Source organism: Streptosporangium sandarakinum (genome assembly GCF_013409935.1).
GTDB classification, from domain to species: Bacteria; Actinomycetota; Actinomycetes; order Streptosporangiales; family Streptosporangiaceae; genus Streptosporangium; species Streptosporangium nondiastaticum.
In genome coordinates this window covers 3371119-3390971 of record NZ_JACCCO010000001.1, presented here as the reverse complement: position 1 = coordinate 3390971, position 19853 = coordinate 3371119, and the positions used below count along the sequence as shown (strand labels likewise).

At 72.4% G+C, this 19853-nt stretch carries 26 protein-coding genes; 17 read left to right on the top strand and 9 right to left on the bottom strand.

Going from position 1 to position 19853, the window contains the following annotated elements; translation table 11 throughout:
• Nucleotides 1–244 precede the first annotated feature (244 nt).
• The 12 genes from HDA43_RS15270 to ptsP all read left to right on the top strand — a co-directional run bounded on the left by HDA43_RS15270 (nt 245) and on the right by ptsP (nt 9906).
• Nucleotides 245–634 (top strand): hypothetical protein, encoded by a 390-nt coding sequence (locus tag HDA43_RS15270; protein WP_246423995.1) that lies wholly within the window; start codon nt 245–247, stop codon nt 632–634.
• A gap of 209 nt (nt 635–843) precedes the next feature.
• Nucleotides 844–1503 carry a class I SAM-dependent methyltransferase gene (locus tag HDA43_RS15265; RefSeq protein ID WP_179821219.1) on the top strand — a complete coding sequence of 220 codons (660 nt, stop codon included), beginning with the start codon at nt 844–846 and terminating at the stop codon, nt 1501–1503.
• A gap of 85 nt (nt 1504–1588) precedes the next feature.
• A complete protein-coding gene (locus HDA43_RS15260; RefSeq protein WP_179821217.1) occupies nt 1589–2065 on the top strand; it encodes a hypothetical protein in 477 nt (158 codons plus the stop codon).
• A 226-nt stretch (nt 2066–2291) separates the two neighbouring features.
• Nucleotides 2292–2480, top strand: coding sequence for a hypothetical protein (locus tag HDA43_RS15255; protein ID WP_179821215.1), 189 nt, complete (start codon nt 2292–2294; stop codon nt 2478–2480).
• A gap of 430 nt (nt 2481–2910) precedes the next feature.
• Nucleotides 2911–3672, top strand: a complete 762-nt coding sequence (locus HDA43_RS15250; protein ID WP_179821213.1) for a DeoR/GlpR family DNA-binding transcription regulator — start codon at nt 2911–2913, stop codon at nt 3670–3672.
• Nucleotides 3669–4610, top strand: a complete 942-nt coding sequence (pfkB, locus tag HDA43_RS15245; RefSeq protein WP_179821211.1) for a 1-phosphofructokinase — start codon at nt 3669–3671, stop codon at nt 4608–4610. The genes HDA43_RS15250 and pfkB overlap by 4 nt, the downstream gene beginning before the upstream one ends.
• 113 nt (nt 4611–4723) lie before the next feature.
• Nucleotides 4724–5908 carry a mannitol-specific PTS transporter subunit IIC gene (mtlA, locus tag HDA43_RS15240; RefSeq protein ID WP_218911730.1) on the top strand — a complete coding sequence of 395 codons (1185 nt, stop codon included), beginning with the start codon at nt 4724–4726 and terminating at the stop codon, nt 5906–5908.
• A 3-nt stretch (nt 5909–5911) separates the two neighbouring features.
• A complete protein-coding gene (locus HDA43_RS34380; protein ID WP_189250402.1) occupies nt 5912–6220 on the top strand; it encodes a PTS sugar transporter subunit IIBC family protein in 309 nt (102 codons plus the stop codon).
• Nucleotides 6213–6665 (top strand): PTS mannitol transporter subunit IIA, encoded by a 453-nt coding sequence (locus HDA43_RS15235; RefSeq protein WP_179821208.1) that lies wholly within the window; start codon nt 6213–6215, stop codon nt 6663–6665. The genes HDA43_RS34380 and HDA43_RS15235 overlap by 8 nt, the downstream gene beginning before the upstream one ends.
• Entirely contained in the window at nt 6662–7699 is a 1038-nt protein-coding gene (locus tag HDA43_RS15230; protein WP_179821206.1) for a zinc-dependent dehydrogenase, read from the top strand. Before HDA43_RS15235 ends, HDA43_RS15230 begins: the two co-directional genes overlap by 4 nt.
• Before the next feature lie 103 nt (nt 7700–7802).
• Nucleotides 7803–8087: an HPr family phosphocarrier protein gene (locus HDA43_RS15225; RefSeq protein ID WP_179821204.1), complete on the top strand. Its 285-nt coding sequence runs from the start codon at nt 7803–7805 to the stop codon at nt 8085–8087.
• A complete protein-coding gene (gene ptsP, locus HDA43_RS15220) occupies nt 8080–9906 on the top strand; it encodes a phosphoenolpyruvate--protein phosphotransferase (protein ID WP_218911729.1) in 1827 nt (608 codons plus the stop codon). Before HDA43_RS15225 ends, ptsP begins: the two co-directional genes overlap by 8 nt.
• Nucleotides 9907–10052: 146 nt before the next feature.
• On the opposite strand, the gene HDA43_RS15215 is transcribed toward ptsP, so the two are convergent.
• The 3 genes from HDA43_RS15215 to HDA43_RS15205 all read right to left on the bottom strand — a co-directional run bounded on the left by HDA43_RS15215 (nt 10053) and on the right by HDA43_RS15205 (nt 11250).
• Entirely contained in the window at nt 10053–10295 is a 243-nt protein-coding gene (locus HDA43_RS15215; RefSeq protein WP_179821202.1) for a hypothetical protein, read from the bottom strand.
• Nucleotides 10296–10488: 193 nt separating this feature from the next.
• Nucleotides 10489–10788, bottom strand: a complete 300-nt coding sequence (locus tag HDA43_RS15210) for a hypothetical protein (RefSeq protein ID WP_179821200.1) — start codon at nt 10786–10788, stop codon at nt 10489–10491.
• A gap of 201 nt (nt 10789–10989) precedes the next feature.
• Nucleotides 10990–11250 carry a hypothetical protein gene (locus HDA43_RS15205; protein WP_179821198.1) on the bottom strand — a complete coding sequence of 87 codons (261 nt, stop codon included), beginning with the start codon at nt 11248–11250 and terminating at the stop codon, nt 10990–10992.
• 412 nt (nt 11251–11662) lie between these two features.
• Here HDA43_RS15205 and HDA43_RS15200 point away from each other — a divergent pair, with 412 nt between their 5' ends.
• Complete coding sequence (locus HDA43_RS15200) at nt 11663–12610, top strand: hypothetical protein (protein ID WP_179821196.1); 948 nt, start codon at nt 11663–11665, stop codon at nt 12608–12610.
• 84 nt (nt 12611–12694) lie between these two features.
• On the opposite strand, the gene HDA43_RS15195 is transcribed toward HDA43_RS15200, so the two are convergent.
• The 4 genes from HDA43_RS15195 to HDA43_RS15180 all read right to left on the bottom strand — a co-directional run bounded on the left by HDA43_RS15195 (nt 12695) and on the right by HDA43_RS15180 (nt 15314).
• Nucleotides 12695–13177, bottom strand: coding sequence for a hypothetical protein (locus HDA43_RS15195; RefSeq protein WP_312873269.1), 483 nt, complete (start codon nt 13175–13177; stop codon nt 12695–12697).
• A gap of 293 nt (nt 13178–13470) precedes the next feature.
• Nucleotides 13471–13857: a hypothetical protein gene (locus HDA43_RS15190; protein ID WP_179821193.1), complete on the bottom strand. Its 387-nt coding sequence runs from the start codon at nt 13855–13857 to the stop codon at nt 13471–13473.
• Nucleotides 13858–13859: 2 nt separating this feature from the next.
• Nucleotides 13860–14282 (bottom strand): hypothetical protein, encoded by a 423-nt coding sequence (locus tag HDA43_RS15185; RefSeq protein ID WP_179821191.1) that lies wholly within the window; start codon nt 14280–14282, stop codon nt 13860–13862.
• A gap of 105 nt (nt 14283–14387) precedes the next feature.
• On the bottom strand, nt 14388–15314 hold the full coding sequence (locus HDA43_RS15180) for a hypothetical protein (protein ID WP_179821189.1): 927 nt from the start codon (nt 15312–15314) through the stop codon (nt 14388–14390).
• 467 nt (nt 15315–15781) lie between these two features.
• On the opposite strand from HDA43_RS15180, the gene HDA43_RS15175 reads away from it, so the two are divergent.
• Both HDA43_RS15175 and HDA43_RS15170 read left to right on the top strand, forming a co-directional pair.
• Nucleotides 15782–16363 carry a cadmium resistance transporter gene (locus tag HDA43_RS15175; protein WP_179821187.1) on the top strand — a complete coding sequence of 194 codons (582 nt, stop codon included), beginning with the start codon at nt 15782–15784 and terminating at the stop codon, nt 16361–16363.
• A gap of 52 nt (nt 16364–16415) precedes the next feature.
• On the top strand, nt 16416–17336 hold the full coding sequence (locus tag HDA43_RS15170) for a PrsW family glutamic-type intramembrane protease (RefSeq protein WP_179821184.1): 921 nt from the start codon (nt 16416–16418) through the stop codon (nt 17334–17336).
• Nucleotides 17337–17418: 82 nt separating this feature from the next.
• Here the strand turns inward: HDA43_RS15170 and HDA43_RS15165 are convergent, their stop codons facing one another.
• Nucleotides 17419–18282 (bottom strand): NUDIX hydrolase, encoded by an 864-nt coding sequence (locus tag HDA43_RS15165; protein WP_179821182.1) that lies wholly within the window; start codon nt 18280–18282, stop codon nt 17419–17421.
• A gap of 137 nt (nt 18283–18419) precedes the next feature.
• Nucleotides 18420–18842 carry a MarR family winged helix-turn-helix transcriptional regulator gene (locus tag HDA43_RS15160; protein WP_246423994.1) on the bottom strand — a complete coding sequence of 141 codons (423 nt, stop codon included), beginning with the start codon at nt 18840–18842 and terminating at the stop codon, nt 18420–18422.
• Nucleotides 18843–18933: 91 nt separating this feature from the next.
• On the opposite strand from HDA43_RS15160, the gene HDA43_RS15155 reads away from it, so the two are divergent.
• Entirely contained in the window at nt 18934–19275 is a 342-nt protein-coding gene (locus tag HDA43_RS15155) for a DMT family transporter (protein ID WP_179821179.1), read from the top strand.
• 134 nt (nt 19276–19409) lie between these two features.
• A complete protein-coding gene (locus tag HDA43_RS15150; RefSeq protein ID WP_179821177.1) occupies nt 19410–19730 on the top strand; it encodes a DMT family transporter in 321 nt (106 codons plus the stop codon).
• Nucleotides 19731–19853: the final 123 nt, after the last annotated feature.

Genomic DNA, 19853 nt, shown 5'->3' with positions numbered 1-19853 from the left:
GTCAAGCCACGTCGACGGGCCGCTGTCGAAGGGATGCGGGGACGCGGGTGGTGACATCGCGGCCCTCATGTAGCCCGGCGATCACCGCCGGGTGGCCGCCTCTCCGCCGAGGCCGGGGCGATCGGTGAGCCGGGATTCGTTCCCCGCCCCGGTTCGCCGAGTAGCGTGGCTGGTCATCGCGTGCAGTGCGAGGTGGTTCCGATCCTCCTCGGAGAACGGCAGAAGCATGAGAAAGAGCGGGACGATGCCCGAATACAGGAGTGACGGACGTGTCCTGCGCAGGGGAGGGGCGAAGGGCGGCCTCCGAGGGCCCGTCCTGGTGAACCTCGGGCTCGGCGTGCCCGCGATCGTGCCGCTCCATCTGGCGTGGTGGCTGCTGACCGAGTACATGCCGATGGACTGCAGGACGCCGGAAGACCTCGCCAAGCCGGGGCTCACCAACTGCAACTACACGATCCTCGATCACTCCTACCCCGTCATGCTTCTCCTGGCGGTGACCGGTGTGTTCACAGTGGCCTTGGTGGCCGTGGCCGACGTGGTCCTTCCGCTCCGACGCGGGCGAAGGCCGGCGGCATGGCTTGGTGCGGCTGTGCTCATCCCCGTCCCGTTCGCGGTGTGCTTGGCGCTGACCTGACGACTGAACCACGCCGGGTTTCGTGGAGGTCGAACGGCCCGGACGCGCCCGCCGATTCAAGGGCGCCTGCGGTCTCCGTCCGCGGCCGGCTTCGCTGATCTCTGACATGGCTGAGGAGCGGCGGCTGCGAGGAGGGCGGAGGCGGACCGGGGGACGGGTCGCGTGCCGTTCACCGGGCCCGTTGCGTGATCCCTGTGTATGAATGAATCATGACCGCGCGATATGACGGCCAGGCCGAATGGTACGACGGCTACATCGGGCCCGGTGCCGGTGGTAACGCCGCCTGGATCGTCGATCTCCTCGGCCCCGGGGCCGGCCTGTGCCTGGACATCGGCTGCGGTACCGGCCTGTACCTCGAAGCCATCCGGTCCACCGGCCGCACCGTCGTCGGCCTGGACCGCTCGGCCGACCAGCTACGCCTGGCCCGTGGCAGGGACGGAGCTCCACTCCTGCAGGGTGACGCCACGAGGCTTCCGTTCGCCGCGGGCACCTTCGCCACGGTCACCGCGCTGTGGGTCTCCACCGATGTCGGCGACTTCGCCGGCCTGGTGCGGGAGGCCGCCCGCGTGCTGCGGCCGGGTGGGATGCTGCTGTTCTACGGCGTGCATCCGTGTTTCAACGGTCCTCACATCGAGCCGCGTCCGGACGGGGCGATGGTCATCCACCCCACGTACCGGATCACGGGCCGGCACAGGCGTTCGCCGTGGTGGCGCGAGGGCGGGCTTCGGGACAGGGTGGGCATGAGCCATGTACCACTGCCCGACCTGATCAACGCGTTCATCGACGCGGGGCTGAACATCGACCGGGTGACCGAGCCGCGCGAGGACCCCATTCCCTACGCCCTGGCGGTCAGGGCGTTCAGGGCTTGACGCGATCGACAGTCGGTCGGGCGCCGGAGATCGTCACGCGGCCGATCCACTGGACGGGAAGCCGTGTCGACTCTACGTTCCGACCATGCGGACATACGCCGAGAAGATCTTCGATGAACCCAACTTCCTGGACACCTCCGACGAGGCCGAGGGCGAGGTCGAGACCGTCAGCCGCTATGTCGCCGCCACCCTCACCCACAGCGGAGATCAGTGGATCGCTGTCGCCCGCGACCTTCCCGGCGGAGACGTCGTCCGAGCCGAGGGCGCGACCTGGAGAGAGGCCAGGAAGAACATCGCCCGACGCGTCCTCGACCTGCTTCAGGACGAGCCCGGCATGACCTGCTTCCAGGTCGTTCCCGCCGACCCGGAAGCCAAGGCAGCGCTGGCGGCCGTCATGGATGCCCGCTCGGCGCGCGCTGAAGCCGAGCCGGCCGAGGTCGGCGCGACCCGCAGCGCCGCCCGTCTCCTCCTGGACAAGGGATGGAGCATTCACGATGTGAGCCATGTGCTGATGCTGCCCCGCCAGCGCATCTCCCAGCTCCTCCATCTCGATACCGAGTAGGCCGTAAGCGTTCACGCGGTGTCCCTCCGACATGGCGGCGCGGCCGGATCGATCCCATGGGAACCCGTAAGGGCCAAGGTGATGCGGTGCGTCGCCGTACGGCCCGGCGTCGCGGACTCCGACCGCACTGCGGCTTGGAGGGGGGAGCTTTCACCCCCGTTCGCCGGGGAGCGCGGTTGATCGCCGGGCTTGCCCTCCGGATCGGCGCACTGCAGGGTGGCGAACCATGGGCAGGAGGCGCTATGTCGCCAGAGGTGTTCCCGGCGGCTACCGGATCTGGGACAACAAGACGCGCCGCTGGTGGGGCGACCTCTACGAGTTGTGCCCCGACGATCTGCTCGACGAGCTGAACGGCGCACGCGACCACGACGAGATCACAGCCCTGCTCAGGCGCTACAGGGCCATGAGGCGGTAGGCGGTGCTCCCGCGTGTACCACCGGGAAGTCTGGCGGCTGAGCACGAGAAGCGGCACCCGGCCGGGCCGTAAGCCCCGGCCGGGTGCCGTCGGCCGTTTCGGGGCACCTGGCCGTGCGCCGTCATGGGCGACCCCTGCCTTCCGGCCTCGACCTTTGGCTCCGGTCCCGGTCCCTGACCTCGGTCCCGGTCCCGGTTCCGCTCCCGGCCCTGGCCATCGGTCGCGATCTTTATCTTGACCTTGGTCTTCGAGTCCTGACCCTTGCCCCTGCTCTCGGCCGGCAGCCACGGAAAGCCCCGTTGACGGCGGACGCCATCGCCTCGGCGTGCCCGCCGGCAGGAGGGACGCCGAAGAGCTGCACCCTTGTTTTCCAACACATACGGGTGTAAATAAAGATGAAACCAAATCGAAACGGCGGTGAATCAACACCATGTACGCCGAGGAGCGGCAGCAGGAGATCCTGCGGCGCGCCCGGGAGGCCGGGCGGGCGGACGTGATGGCGCTGGCGGAGGAGTTCGCCGTCACCACCGAGACCATCCGCCGTGACCTGACCGCGCTGGAGCGGGCGGGCGTGCTGCGGCGGGTGCACGGCGGCGCCATCCCCGTGGAGCGGCTGGGCTTCGAGCCCGCCCTGGCCACCAGGGACGAGGTGATGACCGCCGAGAAGGAGCGCATCGCCAAGGCCGCCCTCGCCGAACTCCCGGAGGACGGCGCGGTCATCCTCGACGCGGGGACGACCACCGCGCGGCTGGTCCAGATCCTGCCTCCCGACCGGGAGCTCACGGTCATCGTCAACTCCCCGCCCCTGGCGACCGCGCTGGCCGTACGGCCCGGCCTGAACGTGATCATGCTGGGCGGCCGGGTGCGCGGGCGGACACTGGCCACCGTCGACGACTGGGCCCTGCGCCCGCTCGCCGACCTGCACGTGGACGTGGCGTTCATGGCGGCCAACGGCTGCTCGGTGTCCAAGGGCCTCACCACCCCCGACCCGGCCGAGGCCGCGATCAAGCGGGCGATGATCGGCGCGGCGCAGCGGAGCGTGCTGCTCGCCGACCACACCAAGTTCACCAACACCTACCTGGCCCGTTTCGCCACGCTGTCCGAGATCGACCTCGTGATCAGCGACACCGGCCTGGACGCCGCGACGGCGGCCGAGATCGCGGCGGCCGGTCCCGAGGTGGTGCGTGCATGATCGTGACGCTGACCCTCAACCCCAGCCTGGACCGGACGATCGACATCGGGTCGCTCGACCGCGGCGCCGTCATCCGCTCCGCGGCCACCCATCTCGATCCGGGCGGCAAGGGGGTGAACGTCTCCCGCGCGCTGCTGGCCAACGCCGTCCGCTCCCGCGCGGTCGTCCCCTACGGCGGCGAGGAGGGCAGGCGGCTCATCTCCCTGCTGTCGGATGAGGGCATCGACATGGTGACCGTTCCGGTCACCGGGCCGACCCGCTCCAACGTCGCGCTGGCCGAACCCGACGGCACGGTCACGAAGATCAACGAGCCGGGCACGGCCCTGTCCCCGGCCGAGCTGGACGCCCTCGCCGAGGCGGTGCTCGGCGCGGCGGGCTCCGCGGACTGGGTGGTCGCCTCCGGCAGCCTGCCGCCCGAGGTGCCGGCCGACGTCTACGCCCGCCTGTGCCGCCGTTTCGCCCGCGCGGGCATCCTCGTCGCGGTCGACACCAGCGGGCCCGCCCTGAGGGAGGCCCTGGAAGCGGGGCCCGCGCTGGTCAAGCCCAACCGGGAGGAGCTCGCCGAGGCGACCGGCCGGGCGATCACGACGCTCGGTGACGCGATCGAAGCCGCCGCGACGCTGCGCTCCCGGGGAGCGGGCACGGTCCTGGCCAGCCTCGGGCCCGACGGCGCGGTCCTCCTCGAAGGCGACCAGGTCTGGTACGGCGAGGGCCCGGTCGCCGAACCCCGCAGCACCGTCGGGGCCGGCGACGCCATGCTGGCCGGGTTCCTCGCCGCCGGAGCGCGGGGCGAGGCCGCACTGGTCGAGGCGCTGGCCTGGGCGACGGCCGCCGTGGGGCTGCCCGGCAGCCGGATGCCCGGTCCGGCCGACATCCGCCGCGACCACGTCCGCACTTTCACGGCCGATCCCGCCCTGCCGCTGCGGTCCGGGGGCTGACGAAGACCGATCCCACCCTGCCGCTGTGGTCCGGGGGCTGACAGCGGCGCACCACCACCCCCCTGACCGGCAGGCCCGACGCGCCGCCGGTCACCCCGGAAGGAGCACACCGGATGAGCACCGACTACACACCCACCGTCCAGGGGACCGGGGTGAGAGCCACCATCCAGCGCTTCGGCGGGCACCTCGCCGGAATGATCATGCCCAACATCGGAGCCTTCATCGCCTGGGGTCTGATCACCGCGCTGTTCATCCCCACCGGCTGGCTGCCCAACGAGACCCTGGCCGCCCTCGTCGAACCGATGGTCAAGGTCCTGATCCCGGTCCTGATCGGCTACACCGGCGGGCGGATGGTCCACGGCCAGCGCGGCGCCGTGGTGGGCGCGGTCGCCACCATGGGCGTGGTCGTCGGCGCCGAGGTGCCGATGTTCCTCGGCGCGATGATCATCGGTCCGCTCGCCGCCTACCTGATCAAACTGGTGGACGGCTTCACCCAGGACCGGACGAAGGCCGGCTTCGAGATGCTGGTGGACAACTTCACCGCGGGCATCGTCGGCGGCGCCATGGCGATACTGGGCGTCCTGGGCATCGGCCCGGTCATCCAGACGGTGACCAGGGCGGCGGGCGAGGCGGTCGGCTGGCTGGTGGGCAACAACCTGCTCCCGCTGGCCTCGGTCCTGATCGAGCCCGCCAAGGTGCTGTTCCTCAACAACGCCATCAACCACGGCGTGCTCAGCCCGCTGGGCGTGGCCGAGGCCGCCGAGCACGGCAAGTCCATCCTGTTCATGCTGGAGAGCAACCCCGGCCCCGGCCTCGGCCTGCTGCTCGCCTTCCTGTTCTTCGGCCCCCGGGCGCTGCGCCCCAGCACCCCCGCCGCGATGATCATCCACTTCTTCGGCGGCATCCACGAGATCTACTTCCCGTACGTCCTCATGAAGCCGCGCCTGATCCTCGCCGTCATCGCCGGCGGCGCCGCGGGGGTCTTCACCTTCATCATCACCGGCGCCGGCCTGGTGGCTCCGCCGTCCCCCGGCAGCGTCTTCGCCTACTTCGCGGTGACCCCCAAGGGCGGCTGGTTCGCCTCCGCCGCCGGGATCGTCGTCGCCACGGCCGTGTCCTTCGCGGTCGCGGCGGTGCTGCTGGGCTTCGGCCGGGGCGAGAAGGACACGGACGCGGACACGACCGCGGCCACCCGTACGGCCCCGGACTCGGACGCGGATGCGAAGGGCCCGGAGGCCCCGGAGGAGACCGTTCCCGGCACCGTTCCCGCCACCTCACCCGCCAGCAAGGAGGCATGACCCATGGCCGGCATCGACGGCAAGGACATCCGCAAGATCGTTGTGGCCTGCGACGCGGGCATGGGCAGCAGCGTCATGCTCGCCACCCAGGTCCGCCGCCAGCTCAAGGGGGCGGGGGTGGAGGTGGTGCACACCCCGGTCAACTCCATTCCCGGCGACGCCGATGTGGTGCTCTGCCACGCGGGACTGGCCGACCGCGCCAGGGCCGCGGCTCCGGGCACCGTGCTGGTCCCCTTCCAGGTGTTCATCGGCGACCCCGCCGTGACGCGGCTCGTCGACACCATCAAGAAGGGCGGGACCGTCGGTGGCTGAGACCGCGCCCCTTCCCCTCGACCCGCGCGCCGTACGGCTCACCGCCTCGGCGGCCGACCGGGACGACGCGATCCTGCAGTGCGGCCGGGCGCTGATGGAGGTCGGCGCGGTCGAGTCCCCCTATCTCGACGCCATGCTGGAGCGCGAGCGCGCGGTCTCGACCTACATGGGCGAGGGGGTCGCCATCCCGCACGGCACCCTGAAGGCCAAGGAGGTCGTCAGGCACGACGCCCTCTGCGTGCTGCGCTTCCCGGACGGCGTCGACTGGGACGGCGAGCGGGTGACGGTGTGCGTCGGCATCGCCGCCCGAGGTGACGGCCACCTGCGGCTGCTCTCCGCGCTGGCCCGGATCCTGATGGACCCCGAGCGTGCCCGTGCGCTCCGCGAGGCGGAGGAGGTCGCCGAGGTGCTGCGCCTGCTGGAACCGATCGAGGAGGAAGAATGAAGGTCGCCCGTTTCCACGCCCCCGGTGACATCCGGGTCGAGGACGCCGACGAACCCGTCGCCGGGCCCGGGGAGCTCAGGATCCGCGTGCGCAACTGCTCGACCTGCGGCACCGACGCCAAGATCCTCAGGTACGGGCACCACCACATCAGGCCGCCGAGGGTCATGGGCCACGAGATCGCCGGGGAGGTGGTCGACGGGGCGGGCGGCTGGGCGCCGGGCGACCGGGTGCAGGTGATCGCCGCCATCCCCTGCGGCCGGTGCGGCGAGTGCCTTCGGGGACGGATGACGGTCTGCCCGAACCAGGAGTCGATGGGCTACCACTACGACGGCGGCTTCGCGGAGTACATGGTGGTGCCCGAGAAGGTCCTGGCCGTGGACGGCGTCAACCGCATCCCCGACGGGGTCGGCTTCGCCGAGGCGTCGGTGGCCGAGCCGCTCGCCTGCGTGCTCAACGGCCAGGAGCTGGCCCGGGTCGGCGAGGGCGACGACGTGGTGGTCATGGGGTCGGGCCCCATCGGCTGTCTCCACGTACGGCTGGCCCGCTCGCGCGGAGCCGCCCGGGTGTTCCTCGTCGACGTCAACGCCGGACGGCTGGAGGCGGCGGCGTCGCTGGTACGGCCGGACGCCGCCGTGCACAGCGGGGAGGGCTCCGGGGACGTGGTGGACCAGGTGCTCAAGCTGACCGAGGGCCGGGGCGCCGACGTCGTCATCACCGCCGCGGCCTCCGGCGCGGCTCAGGAGCAGGCGCTGCGGATGGCGGCCCGCCAGGGACGGATCAGCTTCTTCGGCGGCCTGCCCAAGGACGATCCGATCATCCGGTGCGACTCCAACCTGGTGCACTACCGGGAGCTGACCATCGTCGGCGCCAACGGGTCCAGCCCGGCGCACAACGCCCAGGCCCTGCGGCTGATCGCCGACGGGCGGGTCCCCGTCGCCGACCTGATCACCCATCGGCTGCCGCTCCCTGAGGTCCTCGACGGGATCGGCATCGTCAGCCGCGGCGAGGCCATCAAGGTCACCGTCGAGCCCTGACCGGTCCCGGCCCCGGCCCTGGCTCCGATCCCAGCCCCGGCCTCGGCCCCGGCTCGGGCCCGCACCACCATCCCCGCCCCCCGCCAGAGAGGAAGTCCGGACAATGCCGGAAAGGACAGTCGTCATCGCCTCGCGCACGGGTCTGCACGCCCGGCCCGCCAAACTCTTCGTCCAGGCCGCGGCGGCGCAGGGGGTGCCGGTGCGGATCCGGCTCGGCGCGGGCAGGTCCGTCCCCGCCGACAGCATGCTCGCCGTGATGGCCCTCGGGGCGGAACACGGCGCCGAGGTCGTGCTGGAGGCCGAGGGGCCGGGCGCGGACGCCGCGCTCGACTCCCTGGCCGGGCTCCTCTCCCGCGACCTCGACGCCGAGGAGGCGCCGGATGCCTGAGCCGACGGCCGCGCCCGTGCCCCTGTCTGAGACGGCGCCGCTCCCCGGAAACACGGCCGGGACCGGTACGGCGCCCGGGACCGGAACCGGGACCGACCCCGGAACGGACCCCAGGGTGGACCCCGGAACGGCGGCCGGGACCGATACGGCGGCATCGGGCGGGCCGGTGACCGGGACGTTGCGCGGGCTGGGCGTCGGTCCCGGGCGGGCCGCGGGCAGGGTCTTCCGGATGGCGGGCCCGCCCCCGCTCCCCGCCCCGGTCCGGGGCCGCGACCCCGGCCGGGAGCGCCGCGAGGCGCTGCGCGCGCTGGCGGCCGTCGCCTCGGAGCTGGAGGCCCGGGCCGCGGCCGCGTCCGACCCGGCCGCGAGCGCGATCCTGGAGGCGCAATCGTTCATCGCCGCGGACCCGGGCCTGCTGGAGTCGGTGGAGGGGAACGCCGCGGCGGGGATGGACGCCGCCCACGCCGTCGACGCCGCCTGCGCCGGTTACCGGGAGGCGCTGCTGGCGGTCGGCGGCCTGATCGCCGAGCGCGCCGCCGACCTCGACGACATCCGCAACCGGGCCGTCGCCGAGGTGCTGGGCCTGCCCGTGCCGGGCGTCCCCGATCCCGGCCACCCGTTCGTCCTCGTCGCCGACGACCTCGCCCCCGCCGACACGGCGGGACTCGACACCGGCACCGTGCTCGCCCTGGTCACCGAGCGGGGCGGGCCGACCAGCCACACCGCGATCCTCGCCCGCGCGCTCGGCCTGCCCGCCGTGGTCTCCTGCCCGGGCGCCACGCGCATCGGCGAGGGGACCTGGGTGTCGGTCGACGGCACCACCGGGGAGGTCCGTACCGGCATCGGGGAGGAGGAGGCCGCCGAGATCCGGCGGCGCGCCACCGCCGACCGTCGTCGGCGGGCCGCGAGCGGCGGCCCCGGCCGGACCGCCGACGGCCACCCGGTCGAGCTCCTGCTCAACATCGGCTCCGCCGCCGACCTGAGACCGGAGGTGGAGGCCGAGGGGGTGGGGCTCTTCCGCACCGAGTTCCTCTTCCTCGACCGCAGGGAGGCTCCGGGCTTCGACGAGCAGGTCGCGGCGTACGAGGAGGTCTTCCGGGCCTTCCCGGGCGGGAAGGTCGTCGTCCGCACGCTCGACGCGGGGTCGGACAAGCCGCTGCCGTTCCTCGGGGCGGGCCGGGAACCCAACCCCGCGCTGGGCGTGCGGGGGCTGCGTGTCGCGCGCGGGCGGCCCGCCGTACTCGACACCCAGCTCGACGCGATCGCCGAGGCGGCCCGGATGAGCGGCGCGGAGCCGTGGGTGATGGCGCCGATGGTCTCCACGGTGGCCGAGGCGGACGACTTCGCCGCGCGGGCGCGGGCGCGGGGGCTCACCCGCGTCGGTGCGATGATCGAGGTTCCGGCCGCCGCGCTCCGGGCGGACCGCCTGCTGGAGCGGCTCGACTTCCTCAGCCTCGGCACCAACGACCTCAGCCAGTACGCCTTCGCCGCGGACCGCCAGCACGGAGAGCTCGCCGACCTGCTCGACCCCTGGCAGCCGGGGCTCCTGCGGCTGGTCTCCGAGTGCGCACGGGCCGGGCGGGCGGCGGGCAAGCCAATCGGGGTGTGCGGGGAGGCCGCAGCCGACCCCCTCCTGGCGCCCGTGCTGGTCGGGCTGGGCGTCACCAGCCTGTCCATGTCGGCGCCGAGCGTCGCGCCGGTCCGGGACGCGCTGGCCCTCCGCTCCCTGGAGCGCTGCCGGAACGACGCCCGGACCGCCCTGGAGGCCGATGACCCCGCGCGGGCCCGGCAGGCGGTCGCCGCGAACGGACCGTCGTGACGGTGAACGGTCACCGCGGGCTGACCATGGTGACGGTGGACGAACCGTCGTGACGGCGGGCGGTCACCGCGGGTGGACCGGCGTGACCGCTCGGGAGGCTCCGCACGGCCCGCCCACGCGCGGAGCCTTCGTACCCGGTCACCCGGTCACCCGGTCGGCCGTGGCCCCAGCGGGAACGTGGCGACGGTGCGCCAGGAGCCGGGCTCCTGCGAGCCGCTGATGAGCAGGACGTTCTCGACCGCGGCCGGGATCGGCAGGTGCGCGGAGACGGTCCGGGCGGCCCGGTCGAGGACGTGCCCGGGGGCGTCGTGCCCGACGGTCAGGTGCGGCACCGTGTCGGTGTGGGCCCCCTCGTAGGGCGGCGCCTCCGGAAAGCGCCAGCGATCCACCCATTTGCCGCGTCCACCGCTGGAGCGGGCAGCCAGGTCGGGTCCTGGCCGGCTCCCGACTCCCGTGGCTCCCGGCTTCGGCCGATGGCGGTGGTTCTCGCCCGGCGCAGGACCGATCAGGCCGTCCGGTGCCGCCGGTGGACGGGTCTCCCGATGAGCATCGAGCGCCGCGGTTCCTTCCGGGGGCCAGGGGCTACGGGATCCGGTCCCCCGGCCACGTCAGCCATGTCCCCACCAGGAAAACCCCGAGCCCCACGAGGATCACCGCGACCGACAGCTCGTACGACATTTCCACCAGCCCCATGCTCGGCCCGAGGGCGAACGGGAAGACCGACATCAGCAGTTGCCCCCGCCCGTAACAGCGAGGGTCGAGGCCGGCGTGCCGGCGGAAGAGCAGGCGGGGGAGCCGGCCGGTCACCAGCGAGTGGACCCCCAGTGCGACGTTGAGGCATCCGGCTCCCAACAGGATCCACTGTGCCGCGCCAAGGCCCATCGAGATCAGCTCCTCCGCCGTTCACACCGGACGATACGGGCAGGCGCCGTGGCCGTCACCTCACCGGCGGGAACAGGACGCGGTCCGGACCCCGCCGCGTCCACGCGGCGGGGTCCGGCGGCGTGCGGCGGGCCGTACGGCCGCCCCGGCTCGGCGGATCAGTCCGCGGGAGGTGGTTCCGGGGCGGGCGGACGGAAGCGCTCAGCCTTCGAGCGTGACCAGGGAGTACCGGTAGGAGGTGGAGCCGTTCTCGTCACCGGTGTGCGAGCGGCCGGTCAGCACCTGGTCGGTCGGGCAGGTGAAGGGGATGCCACGCCATTCCTGCACGGTCTCGGTGTACGAGCGCTCGACGCGGATCGTCACCTCCGCGGTGGCGGCCGCCGCTGCGGGGACCGCGGGAAGCACGGTCAGGGCGGTCAGTGCGGCCGCCACCATCGCGGTGGGCAGAGCCTTCATGGGCATCTCATGTCCTCTTGCTCGGTGGTCTGTCGTCGTTCGGCGCACGACGGAGGGCGCCCGGCCCCCCCACGTTCCGCGCCATCGTCGCGGGACGTGGGAACCCGGCACGCGCGATCGGCGGTGCGCCATCCCCGTTCCCGCCACCGATTCAGCCCCCTGTGCCGCCCGCGAGCGCCGGAAAGGGCCGTCGCGGACGGGTCACATGGTGTCCAGCGCCGCCTTATCGGGTCGTTCCCCCCGCAGGGGACAGCGGGTCCGCCGCGGGAGTTACTTCCGGCGTTCCGGTGGACGATCACCCGAAGGATCTTTCAGACTTCTCTGCAGATATCAGTGGGATGAAAAGGGCTCGGAGCTGTCAACCGGACGTCCTCATGCCTCGTCTCTCCTGTGCCCCTCTGTCACGACAGGAGATGTCTTGCGCATCCGTCCCGCTCTTTCGGCCGTCGCCGTCGCCGTGGCCGGCGGCCTGGTCCTGCTCTGTCCACCGGCGCACGCCGCGGCCTCCGAGGCGCGGCAGACGGTCTCCGAAGTACGGCAGGCCACGGTTCTCGCCACCGACGTCGTCGAATACCGGTGTGAAGTGGCCGCCAGCCGTGAGAAGCAGGACGTCAGGATCAGGGTCGAGATGGAGATGCCGTCCGGCGCCAAGGTGAACGTGCAGACGATCATCCGGTGGCGCGGAACCTACGCCGACGAAGCCGGCGTGCTGAGGGTGCCCGACGTGGGGCTGCCCGCCGGGACCAAGCTGTACGCGTACGCCTCCATCAGCGGGATCGAGAACTTCACCTCCGCCACCGGGACGAATGACCTCGCCACGCTCAGGGCGGGCCAGGCCCTCCAACTGCCGGAGGGATGGGTCTCCCTGAGGACCACTCCGAGGAACGCGGGCACCGCGACGGTGAAGCCGGGAGCCGTCAACTTCGGGACCGCGTCCAACAGCCCGTTCATCAAGTGCGACGTGCTGAACACCGGCGCCCTGAAGACCTACTCCCTCCCCGTCGCCTCAGAGAACGGGCAGCCGGCCGACCCGACTTCGACTCCGGATCCGACCGACTCCGCCCCGGTCTCCCCGACCCTGGATCCGACACCGGACCCGACGCCCGAACCGACCCCCACCGTCACGGTCACCACGGTCGACCAGTCGGCGGACTCCGGCCCGGGGGCCCCGGAACCGGCGGTCGTGGCCGAGGAAGCGGTGGAGCAGGTCGGAGGGGTGAACGAGACCCCGTTCGGAGCGGCCGCGACCGGAGGCGGCGGTGAGGCCGGCCCCGACGCGCGGACGTTCGTGGTGGCCGGTTTCCTGCTGACCCTCGCCGCGGGCATCGGACTGCGGTCGCGTCGCCGTGGCGTCCTCGACGGGTGACCCGCTCCGGCGCCGGTCCCCGTCCGCGATGCGCGAGCCGCGGCGCGCCGGCGGTCCCAGAGCGTACGGCTCCGCCGTCCGGCGTCACCGCCGCGGCGGCTCAACCGGGGCGGATGCCGCCAGGCGGTCGGCGAGGCGGTCGAGGCCCCGCCTGATCATCTGGCCGTAGCCGTCGTCACCGAGTGCGCCCACGGCGGCGCGGCCGCGAGCGAGGTGGTCGCGGGCACGGCCGAGGTCGCCGAGCCGGTGGTAGGCGTCGGCCAGGTTGAGATGCAGGGAAGGGTAGAGGCCACTCGCGGATCCGATGACACCGGCCTGGCGCGCCCGTTCGTCGGTGATCAGCTCCGCGGCCTCCAGGGCGCGCAGATCCCAGAGCAGTTCCTCGCGCACGTCGTCCTGGACGTCGGCCATCGAGTGGGCGAGGGCGCATCGGTGCATGGGATCGCCGCTCGCGCCGATCTCATCCCACAGGCCGGAGAACAGCAGGCGGGCCGCTTCGCGCTCACCGCGGTGGCCCAGCTCGATCCCCTGACCGATCCTGGCCATCATCGCGTCGGATCCGGTCACGCGGCGCCTCCTCCTCGCCGTCTTCCCGGTGGACGGCGTCGTCCGGACATCATGCCGGCGGGTCCGGATGACGCCCGCCGATCGGTCGTCCGGAGGCACGTCAGGGCCGCGGGTCCGTGGCCGGAGCCGCGCGGGCGGGGTCCGGTGGAGTCGGCGTTTGTTCCGGGGTTTCCTGAGCGCCTCGGTGAGGCCGTACCGGGAGCGCGGGACGTGTGACGCGTTGGGAACGCCGGAGCCTCGGCGGCGGCACGGCGGAGGGGTGCCGGTGACGCCGGTGCCGTGCCGTACCCGCCTCAGGGCAGGGGGTCGATCGCGATGTGCTGGTCGTACTGGGAGAGCTCCCCGCCGCGGTCGGTCAGGATGGGCCACTTGGTGTTCCGGGCGCACCAGACGGCGTGTCCGGCGGTGATGTCCCGCGAACCGTCGAGGATCTCCGCGATGTCGCCCACCTTCCCGTAGGTGAAGTCGTCGACCACCACGCCGGGCGTCGTGACCAGCTCGAACAACTCGACCTGGGTGGATATCGGGGAGATCGACAGCACGGCCGCGAGGCTGGTGGCGGGGATGCATATCCCGCCGCCGCGGAACAGGCACATGGCGGCGATGCTCCGCGAGTACTCGGTCTTCGCCACCGCGATGTCGATCAGGGCGCTGACGTCGAGGACGCGTCCAGGCAGCATGATCAGCTCCTCCGTACTCGCCGGATACCGATCTGTCCCCACTCGGTCTCGGTCAGCTGCTCGACATCGAGGGCGTCGGCGGCCCGGTCGAGGTCATCGCGGTGGAGGTTCCAGCGCTGCATCAGCGTGATCACCTGCGGCTTGTTGCCGATCTCGCGCTGCAGGGCGGCGTTGACCACGTCCGAGATCCTGCTGCCGGTCGCTCGTGCTTTATGAGAAAGCGCCTCATAGGCTGCTTTATCCAGCTCTATCGTGATAGAGGTGTCGGGGTCTGGGGGAATTACTCTTTGTTGCACCTTTCTGTGGTGAAGATGTGCCAGCCACAGGGGAACGGGCTGCGACTCCTGCATGGTTACATCCTGGTCGTCGGGTTTTGGCGTATCGGGGCTTTTGCCGTTTCGCCAGTCCGGTAGGGGATGGGCCATACATCTGACATTAGCTGTGAAATCTCCTGATGGCAGCACCCTCCTTCCAGCCCGTTGGCCGGCCACCGGAACAAAAAGGGCGGAGCCGGACGCCCCGGCAGGGCGTCAGGACTCCTGCGCGGGCGGCGCGGAGGCGGGATCGGATGACGGCGCGGCCGGATCCCGCTCCGGGTCCCGAACGGAGCCCGACGGTGGCGAAGAAGGGTCGGGCGCCGGCGTGAAGACGTCCGGGGTGGCGCCGGACGCCGGGGTGGACGCGGCCGGGTCCGAGGTCGGGCCGGTCCGCCCCTCGGACGGATCCGCCGGACCCGGGGAGGGGCCGTTCGAGGAAGGTGCGGAAGAAGGGTCCGCCGGGTCCGGGGAGGAGCCGGGTACGGGGCCCGGGGAGGGGTTCGCCGGATCCGCCGGGTCCGGTACGGTGGCGCCGCACAGCCCCGCGCCCCGCCGTTCCAGCGCGATCTGGTCGGCCGTCTTCGTCCGGTACTCCTCCCGCTCCTCCGGTGACGGCGCGTACCGCCACGAGCCCTCCTCGAAGCGGAACCCGAAGCCCGTCGCGGTGCCGGACCGGATCGCCTGGACCGTGGCGTCGTCGCCGTGGACCGTGACGGAGTCGATGGTGAACGCGGCGCCGCCGGACGGCAGGCCGGTGGACGCGGGATCGGCGGAGGGATCGGCGGGCGGGGCGCCGGTGGACGTGGCGCCGTCCGTGGGCTGCGGGCACAGCCGGAACAGCCGGATGTAGTCCTCGCGTCCGATCAGCCCCTTGGCGTCGGTGCTCCACAGGTCCCAGAAGTCGCCGTAGGAGCCGCTGGAGTAGGCGTCGAGAACGGGCTGGACGCTCCGGCGGACCTCCTCCTCGGAGTGCGCGGCCCCGGCGGTGGCCGAGGCGCTCCGCATCGGGGCGGGCGGGTCGAGCACCGTCACCATGGTGACGACGGCGCCGATGACCAGGCCGACCGCCAGGAGCGCGATCACCGCCAGTCCCCGGGCCGTCTCGTCCGAGGGCCGGCCGTACCGCGGCGGGTAGCCCACGTGAGGTCTCCGGAGGGGCGGGGAAAGCGGACGGACGCGATCGTAACGCCCGGCGCCCGCGGCTGACCATGGGCGCTCACCGGTTCCTTCCCGTCACCGTGCCGGGTCCGCCGGCCCCGATCCCGTCCCGTCCCGTCCCGTCCCGCCGGCTCCATCAGGTGCCGGCTCCATCCGGAGCCGGCACCTGCCCGGGGAACGCCACCGCCGATGCCCTCGGTCACCGCGGAGATCCCTGAGCCGGCGCCTGCCCGGGGAACGCCACCGCCGATGCCCTCGGTCACCGCGGAGATCCCTGAGCCGGCGCCTGCCCGGGGAACGCCACCGCCGATGCCCTCGGTCACCGCGGAGATCCCTGAGCCGGCGCCTGCCCGGGGAACGCCCTCCCGTTCCGGTCATCCGTCCCGGAAACCTGGCGGAAACCGGCGAACAGGTCGGTGCGCGGAGCGCGGGGGCCGGATAATGCGCCGGTGGGTGAGACGATCGGTACGGCCGCGGCCGTCTTCGCGGGGACCAACATCGACGACATCGTCATCCTGACGGTGCTGTTCCTGACGTCCCGGGCGGGTGGCGCGCTCCGCCCCCGGCACATCGTCGCGGGCCAGTACGCCGGCATCGCCGCGCTGGTCGCGGTCTCCGCGGTGGCGGCGCTCGGCCTCGCCGCGGTGCCCGACCGGTGGGCGGGGCTGCTCGGGCTGGTGCCGTTCGGCATGGGGGTCTGGGGACTCGCCGGGCTGCTCAGGAAGGGCGGTGACGACGGCGGCCCCGAACCGGTCGCCTCCGGCCCGTTCGCGGTCGCCGGGGTGACCATCGCCAACGGCGCCGACAACATCTCGGTCTACACCCCGCTGTTCCGGACGATCGGACCGGGCGCCGTCGCCGTCACCGCCGCCGTGTTCGCGGCCCTGGTGGCGGTCTGGTGCGCGGCGGCGTCGTGGCTCGGGTCGCACCGGAGGGTCATCGCCCTGGTGGAGCGGTCGGGCAGGTGGCTCGTGCCGGTGGTCTTCATGGTGATCGGCGCGGTCATCGTGGCGCAGTCCATGATTCCCTAAAAATGGACTAACCATCCGAATTTAGGACATTCCCCTCGGGGAATTACTTCACATGCGACAGCATTTGCGGTTCTACCGGCACCGTTGGTTCAAGGCATGGCTCGCCATGACGGCCCTGTCGGCCGCGCTCATCATCATGATGGAAGCGGTCGGCAACCACGCGGTCAGGCCCGCCGCCTTTTTCTACGGCGCCGCCGCGGGACCGATGGCCCTTCTCGTCGCCGTCCACGACCGGACCGGAATCGGCACCAGCGTCCCGGGAGTCACGCTGGTGGGAATGTTCCTGTTCGGGGGAGGCGTCGCCCTGCTGCTCGGCGGATACTTCGACTCCCTTCTGATCCCCGACGGCGCGAGCCTGGACATCCTGCGGGTCGGCTGGATCGAGGAGCCGGCCAAGCTCGTCCCGATCCTCGCGCTCGCACTCACCGGCCGCCACCTCACCAAGGCGGCCGGGGTGGCGCTGGGCCTGTCGTGCGCGACCGGCTTCGCCGTCATGGAGTCCATGTCCTACGCCTGGAAGAACGTCGACAAGGACAGCGCCGTCGGGGCGGGCGTGGTGCTGTTCACCCGCGGGCTCACCACCCCCTTCGGGCACCTCGTCTGGACCGGGATGGTGTGCGCGATCGCCTTCGAGGTCTGGCACCTCGCGGGGCGGGTCGTCTTCACGGTCACCATCGCCTGCGCGTTCACGGTCGCCGCGACGCTGCACTCGATCAACGACGGCCTGCTCGTCCTCGACGTCCCGGCGCCCGTCCGGCTGCTCTTCCCGGTCGTGGCGGCGGTGAGCTACTGGCTGTTCCACCAGGCCACCGGCGATCTGTCCCCGCGGGTGCCGGGCGGTGCCGCGGCGCTCGCCGTACGGATCGCGACGCCTCCGGGTCTGCGGCCTCCGGCCGGGGAGTTCGCCGTACGGATCACGGCGCCGCCCGGCCTGCAGCCTCCGGCCGGGGCGCCACCGGGCCGGCCCGCCTGACCACGCCACCGGCGTCCGGCCGCGCCGTACGCCGGTCGGGGCATCGGCGTGTCCGGCCGCGCCGTGCCGGCTCAGAGCCTGTTCAGAGCTGGGACAGCAGCCACCGGGGGCCCGCGACCAGGGCGCCCTCCGCGGTGACGCGCTCGCGCAGCCCCCGATCGGCGGTGACGACCAGGACGCGCTGCCAGCCGGGAACCTCCCGTACGGCCCGCACGACGGCGTCGTCGCCGCTCCCCGGGGCGGCGACGACCGAGACCCCGGGAACGGGCGCGACGCCGCGGGCGGCCCCCTCGACGACCATGGTGAAGCGGGGGAACCATCGTTCCAGGGCCGGCAGGGGCGCGGGCACGTCCCGCACACCGCACGTGCCGAGCGCGGCGACCTCCGAGACCAGCCTGGCGGCGGCCCCGGCGCGGTCCCTCCACCAGCCGTGCTCGGCGCGGGCGCCGACGATGTTGGCGACGTCGAGGACGACCGTGAGCGGGGCGAGCGCCAGGCTGATCACGGGCCAGGTCGCGGCGAAGCCGGGATGCAGGTTTCCGGAGGGGATCGTCTCGGGGGTGAACCAGCGCAGCGCGACGCTCTCGCGGTTGGCGGGGAACGCCTCCAGCAGTCCGGCGGCCTCGGCGATGACGGTCGCGAAGGACCAGGCGCCGTGGTCGTCGAGGTATATGCCCTGGACGCGGAGGTCGTCGCCGTTCAGCCCGGCCTCCTCGCGAGCCTCGCGGAGCGCGCCCCGGACGGGATCCTCGTGGCTGTCGAGGGCGCCGCCGGGCAGCGCCCAGGTGCCGCCCTGGTGGCTCCACGCGGCGCGCTTCTGCATCAGGATCCGGGGCGTCCCGTCATCGTCGTGATGGACGGCGAGCAGGCCGGCCGCGTGGTGCAGGCCCCAGTGACGGTGGCCGAGGTCGCATCGGGCCCACCCGTCGCCGTCACCAGCAGCCATGGCTCCCATGATGCCCCAGGCGAGGGGGTGCTCACCGCGCCGGTCCGGGACCGGCGCGGGGTCACCCGGGACATGTCAGACCGTGCGGGCCGTGCGGGCCCGGCGGTGTCACGCGGGCCGTACGGCCACGCGCGGCGTCACGCGGGTTGTACGGTGTCGCGCAGGGCGGCGACCGTGAGGCCGAGCCCGTCGGCGGAGGCCCGGTCGAGGGCGGCGGTCAGCGTCTCCACGTACGTGCCGCTCGCCGCCTCCTTGCGCGACCGGCCCTCCTCGGTGATCACCGTGTAGACCCCGCGCCTGTCCTTGGCGCACAGGCTGCGCCGGGTGAATCCGACGGCCTCCAGCCGCCCGACGAGCCGGGTGACCGAGCTCTGGTTCAACCCGAGCAGGTCCGCCAGCTCCTGCATGCGCAGCTCGCCGTCGTGCGCGGTGGACAGGTGGCACAGCGCCCGGTACTCGGACAGGCCGAGCCCGTGGCGCTGGAGCGCGACGGACAGCTCGTGCTCCACCCGCGCGTGCAGCCGCACCACTCCGATCCACATGTCGTCGTCGATCATCATGGGGCGGCTCCCTCCTCGGTGTTGACGCTCACCCTACATGTATGCACAGAATATGCATGCACAAACAAATGAATGAAGGAGTGAGTACGGCATGGCCTGGATCTACCTGCTCGTCGCGGCCGTCTTCGAGGTGGTCTTCGCACTGGCGACCAACGCCACCGAGGGCTTCACCCAACTGGGACCGTCACTGCTGACCGCCGCCGCGGCGGCGGGCGGGATCTTCTTCCTCAGCCTGGCCCTCAAGACCCTGGACGTGGGCGTGGGCTACACCGTCTGGACCGGCATCGGCTCGGTCGGCACCGTCGTCTTCGGCACCCTGATCTTCGACGAGCCGGTCAGCATCTGGAAGGCGCTGGCGTTCGTCCTCATCATCGGCGGGGTGCTCGGCCTGAAGCTGGCCGACCGCCTGTCTCCGGCCCGGCCCGCCGCCTGAGCGGCCCTTTCCGCCTTCCGGATTCCATTCCCTGGGTCTTCCGTCTTCGAATTCCACCCCCGAATCCCATCAAGCCTCCTCCGGCACTTCCCTCACCCCTCAACGGCCCTCAAGCCCGTGCAAGGAGCATCACCGTGGCCTGGATCCATCTGTCCGTCGCAATCGTCTTCGAGATCGGTTTCGCGCTCGGCACCAACGCCACGCGGGGTTTCACCCGCCTGTGGCCCTCGGTCTTCACCCTGCTGTCCGCGGCCGGCGGCATCTTCACCCTCAGCCTCGCGCTCCGGACCCTCGACGTGAGCGTGGGATACACGATCTGGACCGGCATCGGCTCGATCGGCACCGTCATCCTCGGCGCCCTCATCTACAAGGAGAAGATCACGCCGGCCAAGCTCGTCTCGTTCGCCGCCATCATCGGCGGCGTCATCCTGCTCAGGATCGCGGCCGGGGCGTGAGAGGCGACCGCGTCCCGCGTCCCGCGTCCGGGGCGTGGGACGTCACCGTGTCCCGCGGCGGGGTCCCCAGGATGGCGGCAGGGACCTCGGACCGGCGGCGGGGACCTGGAAACGGTGGCGAGA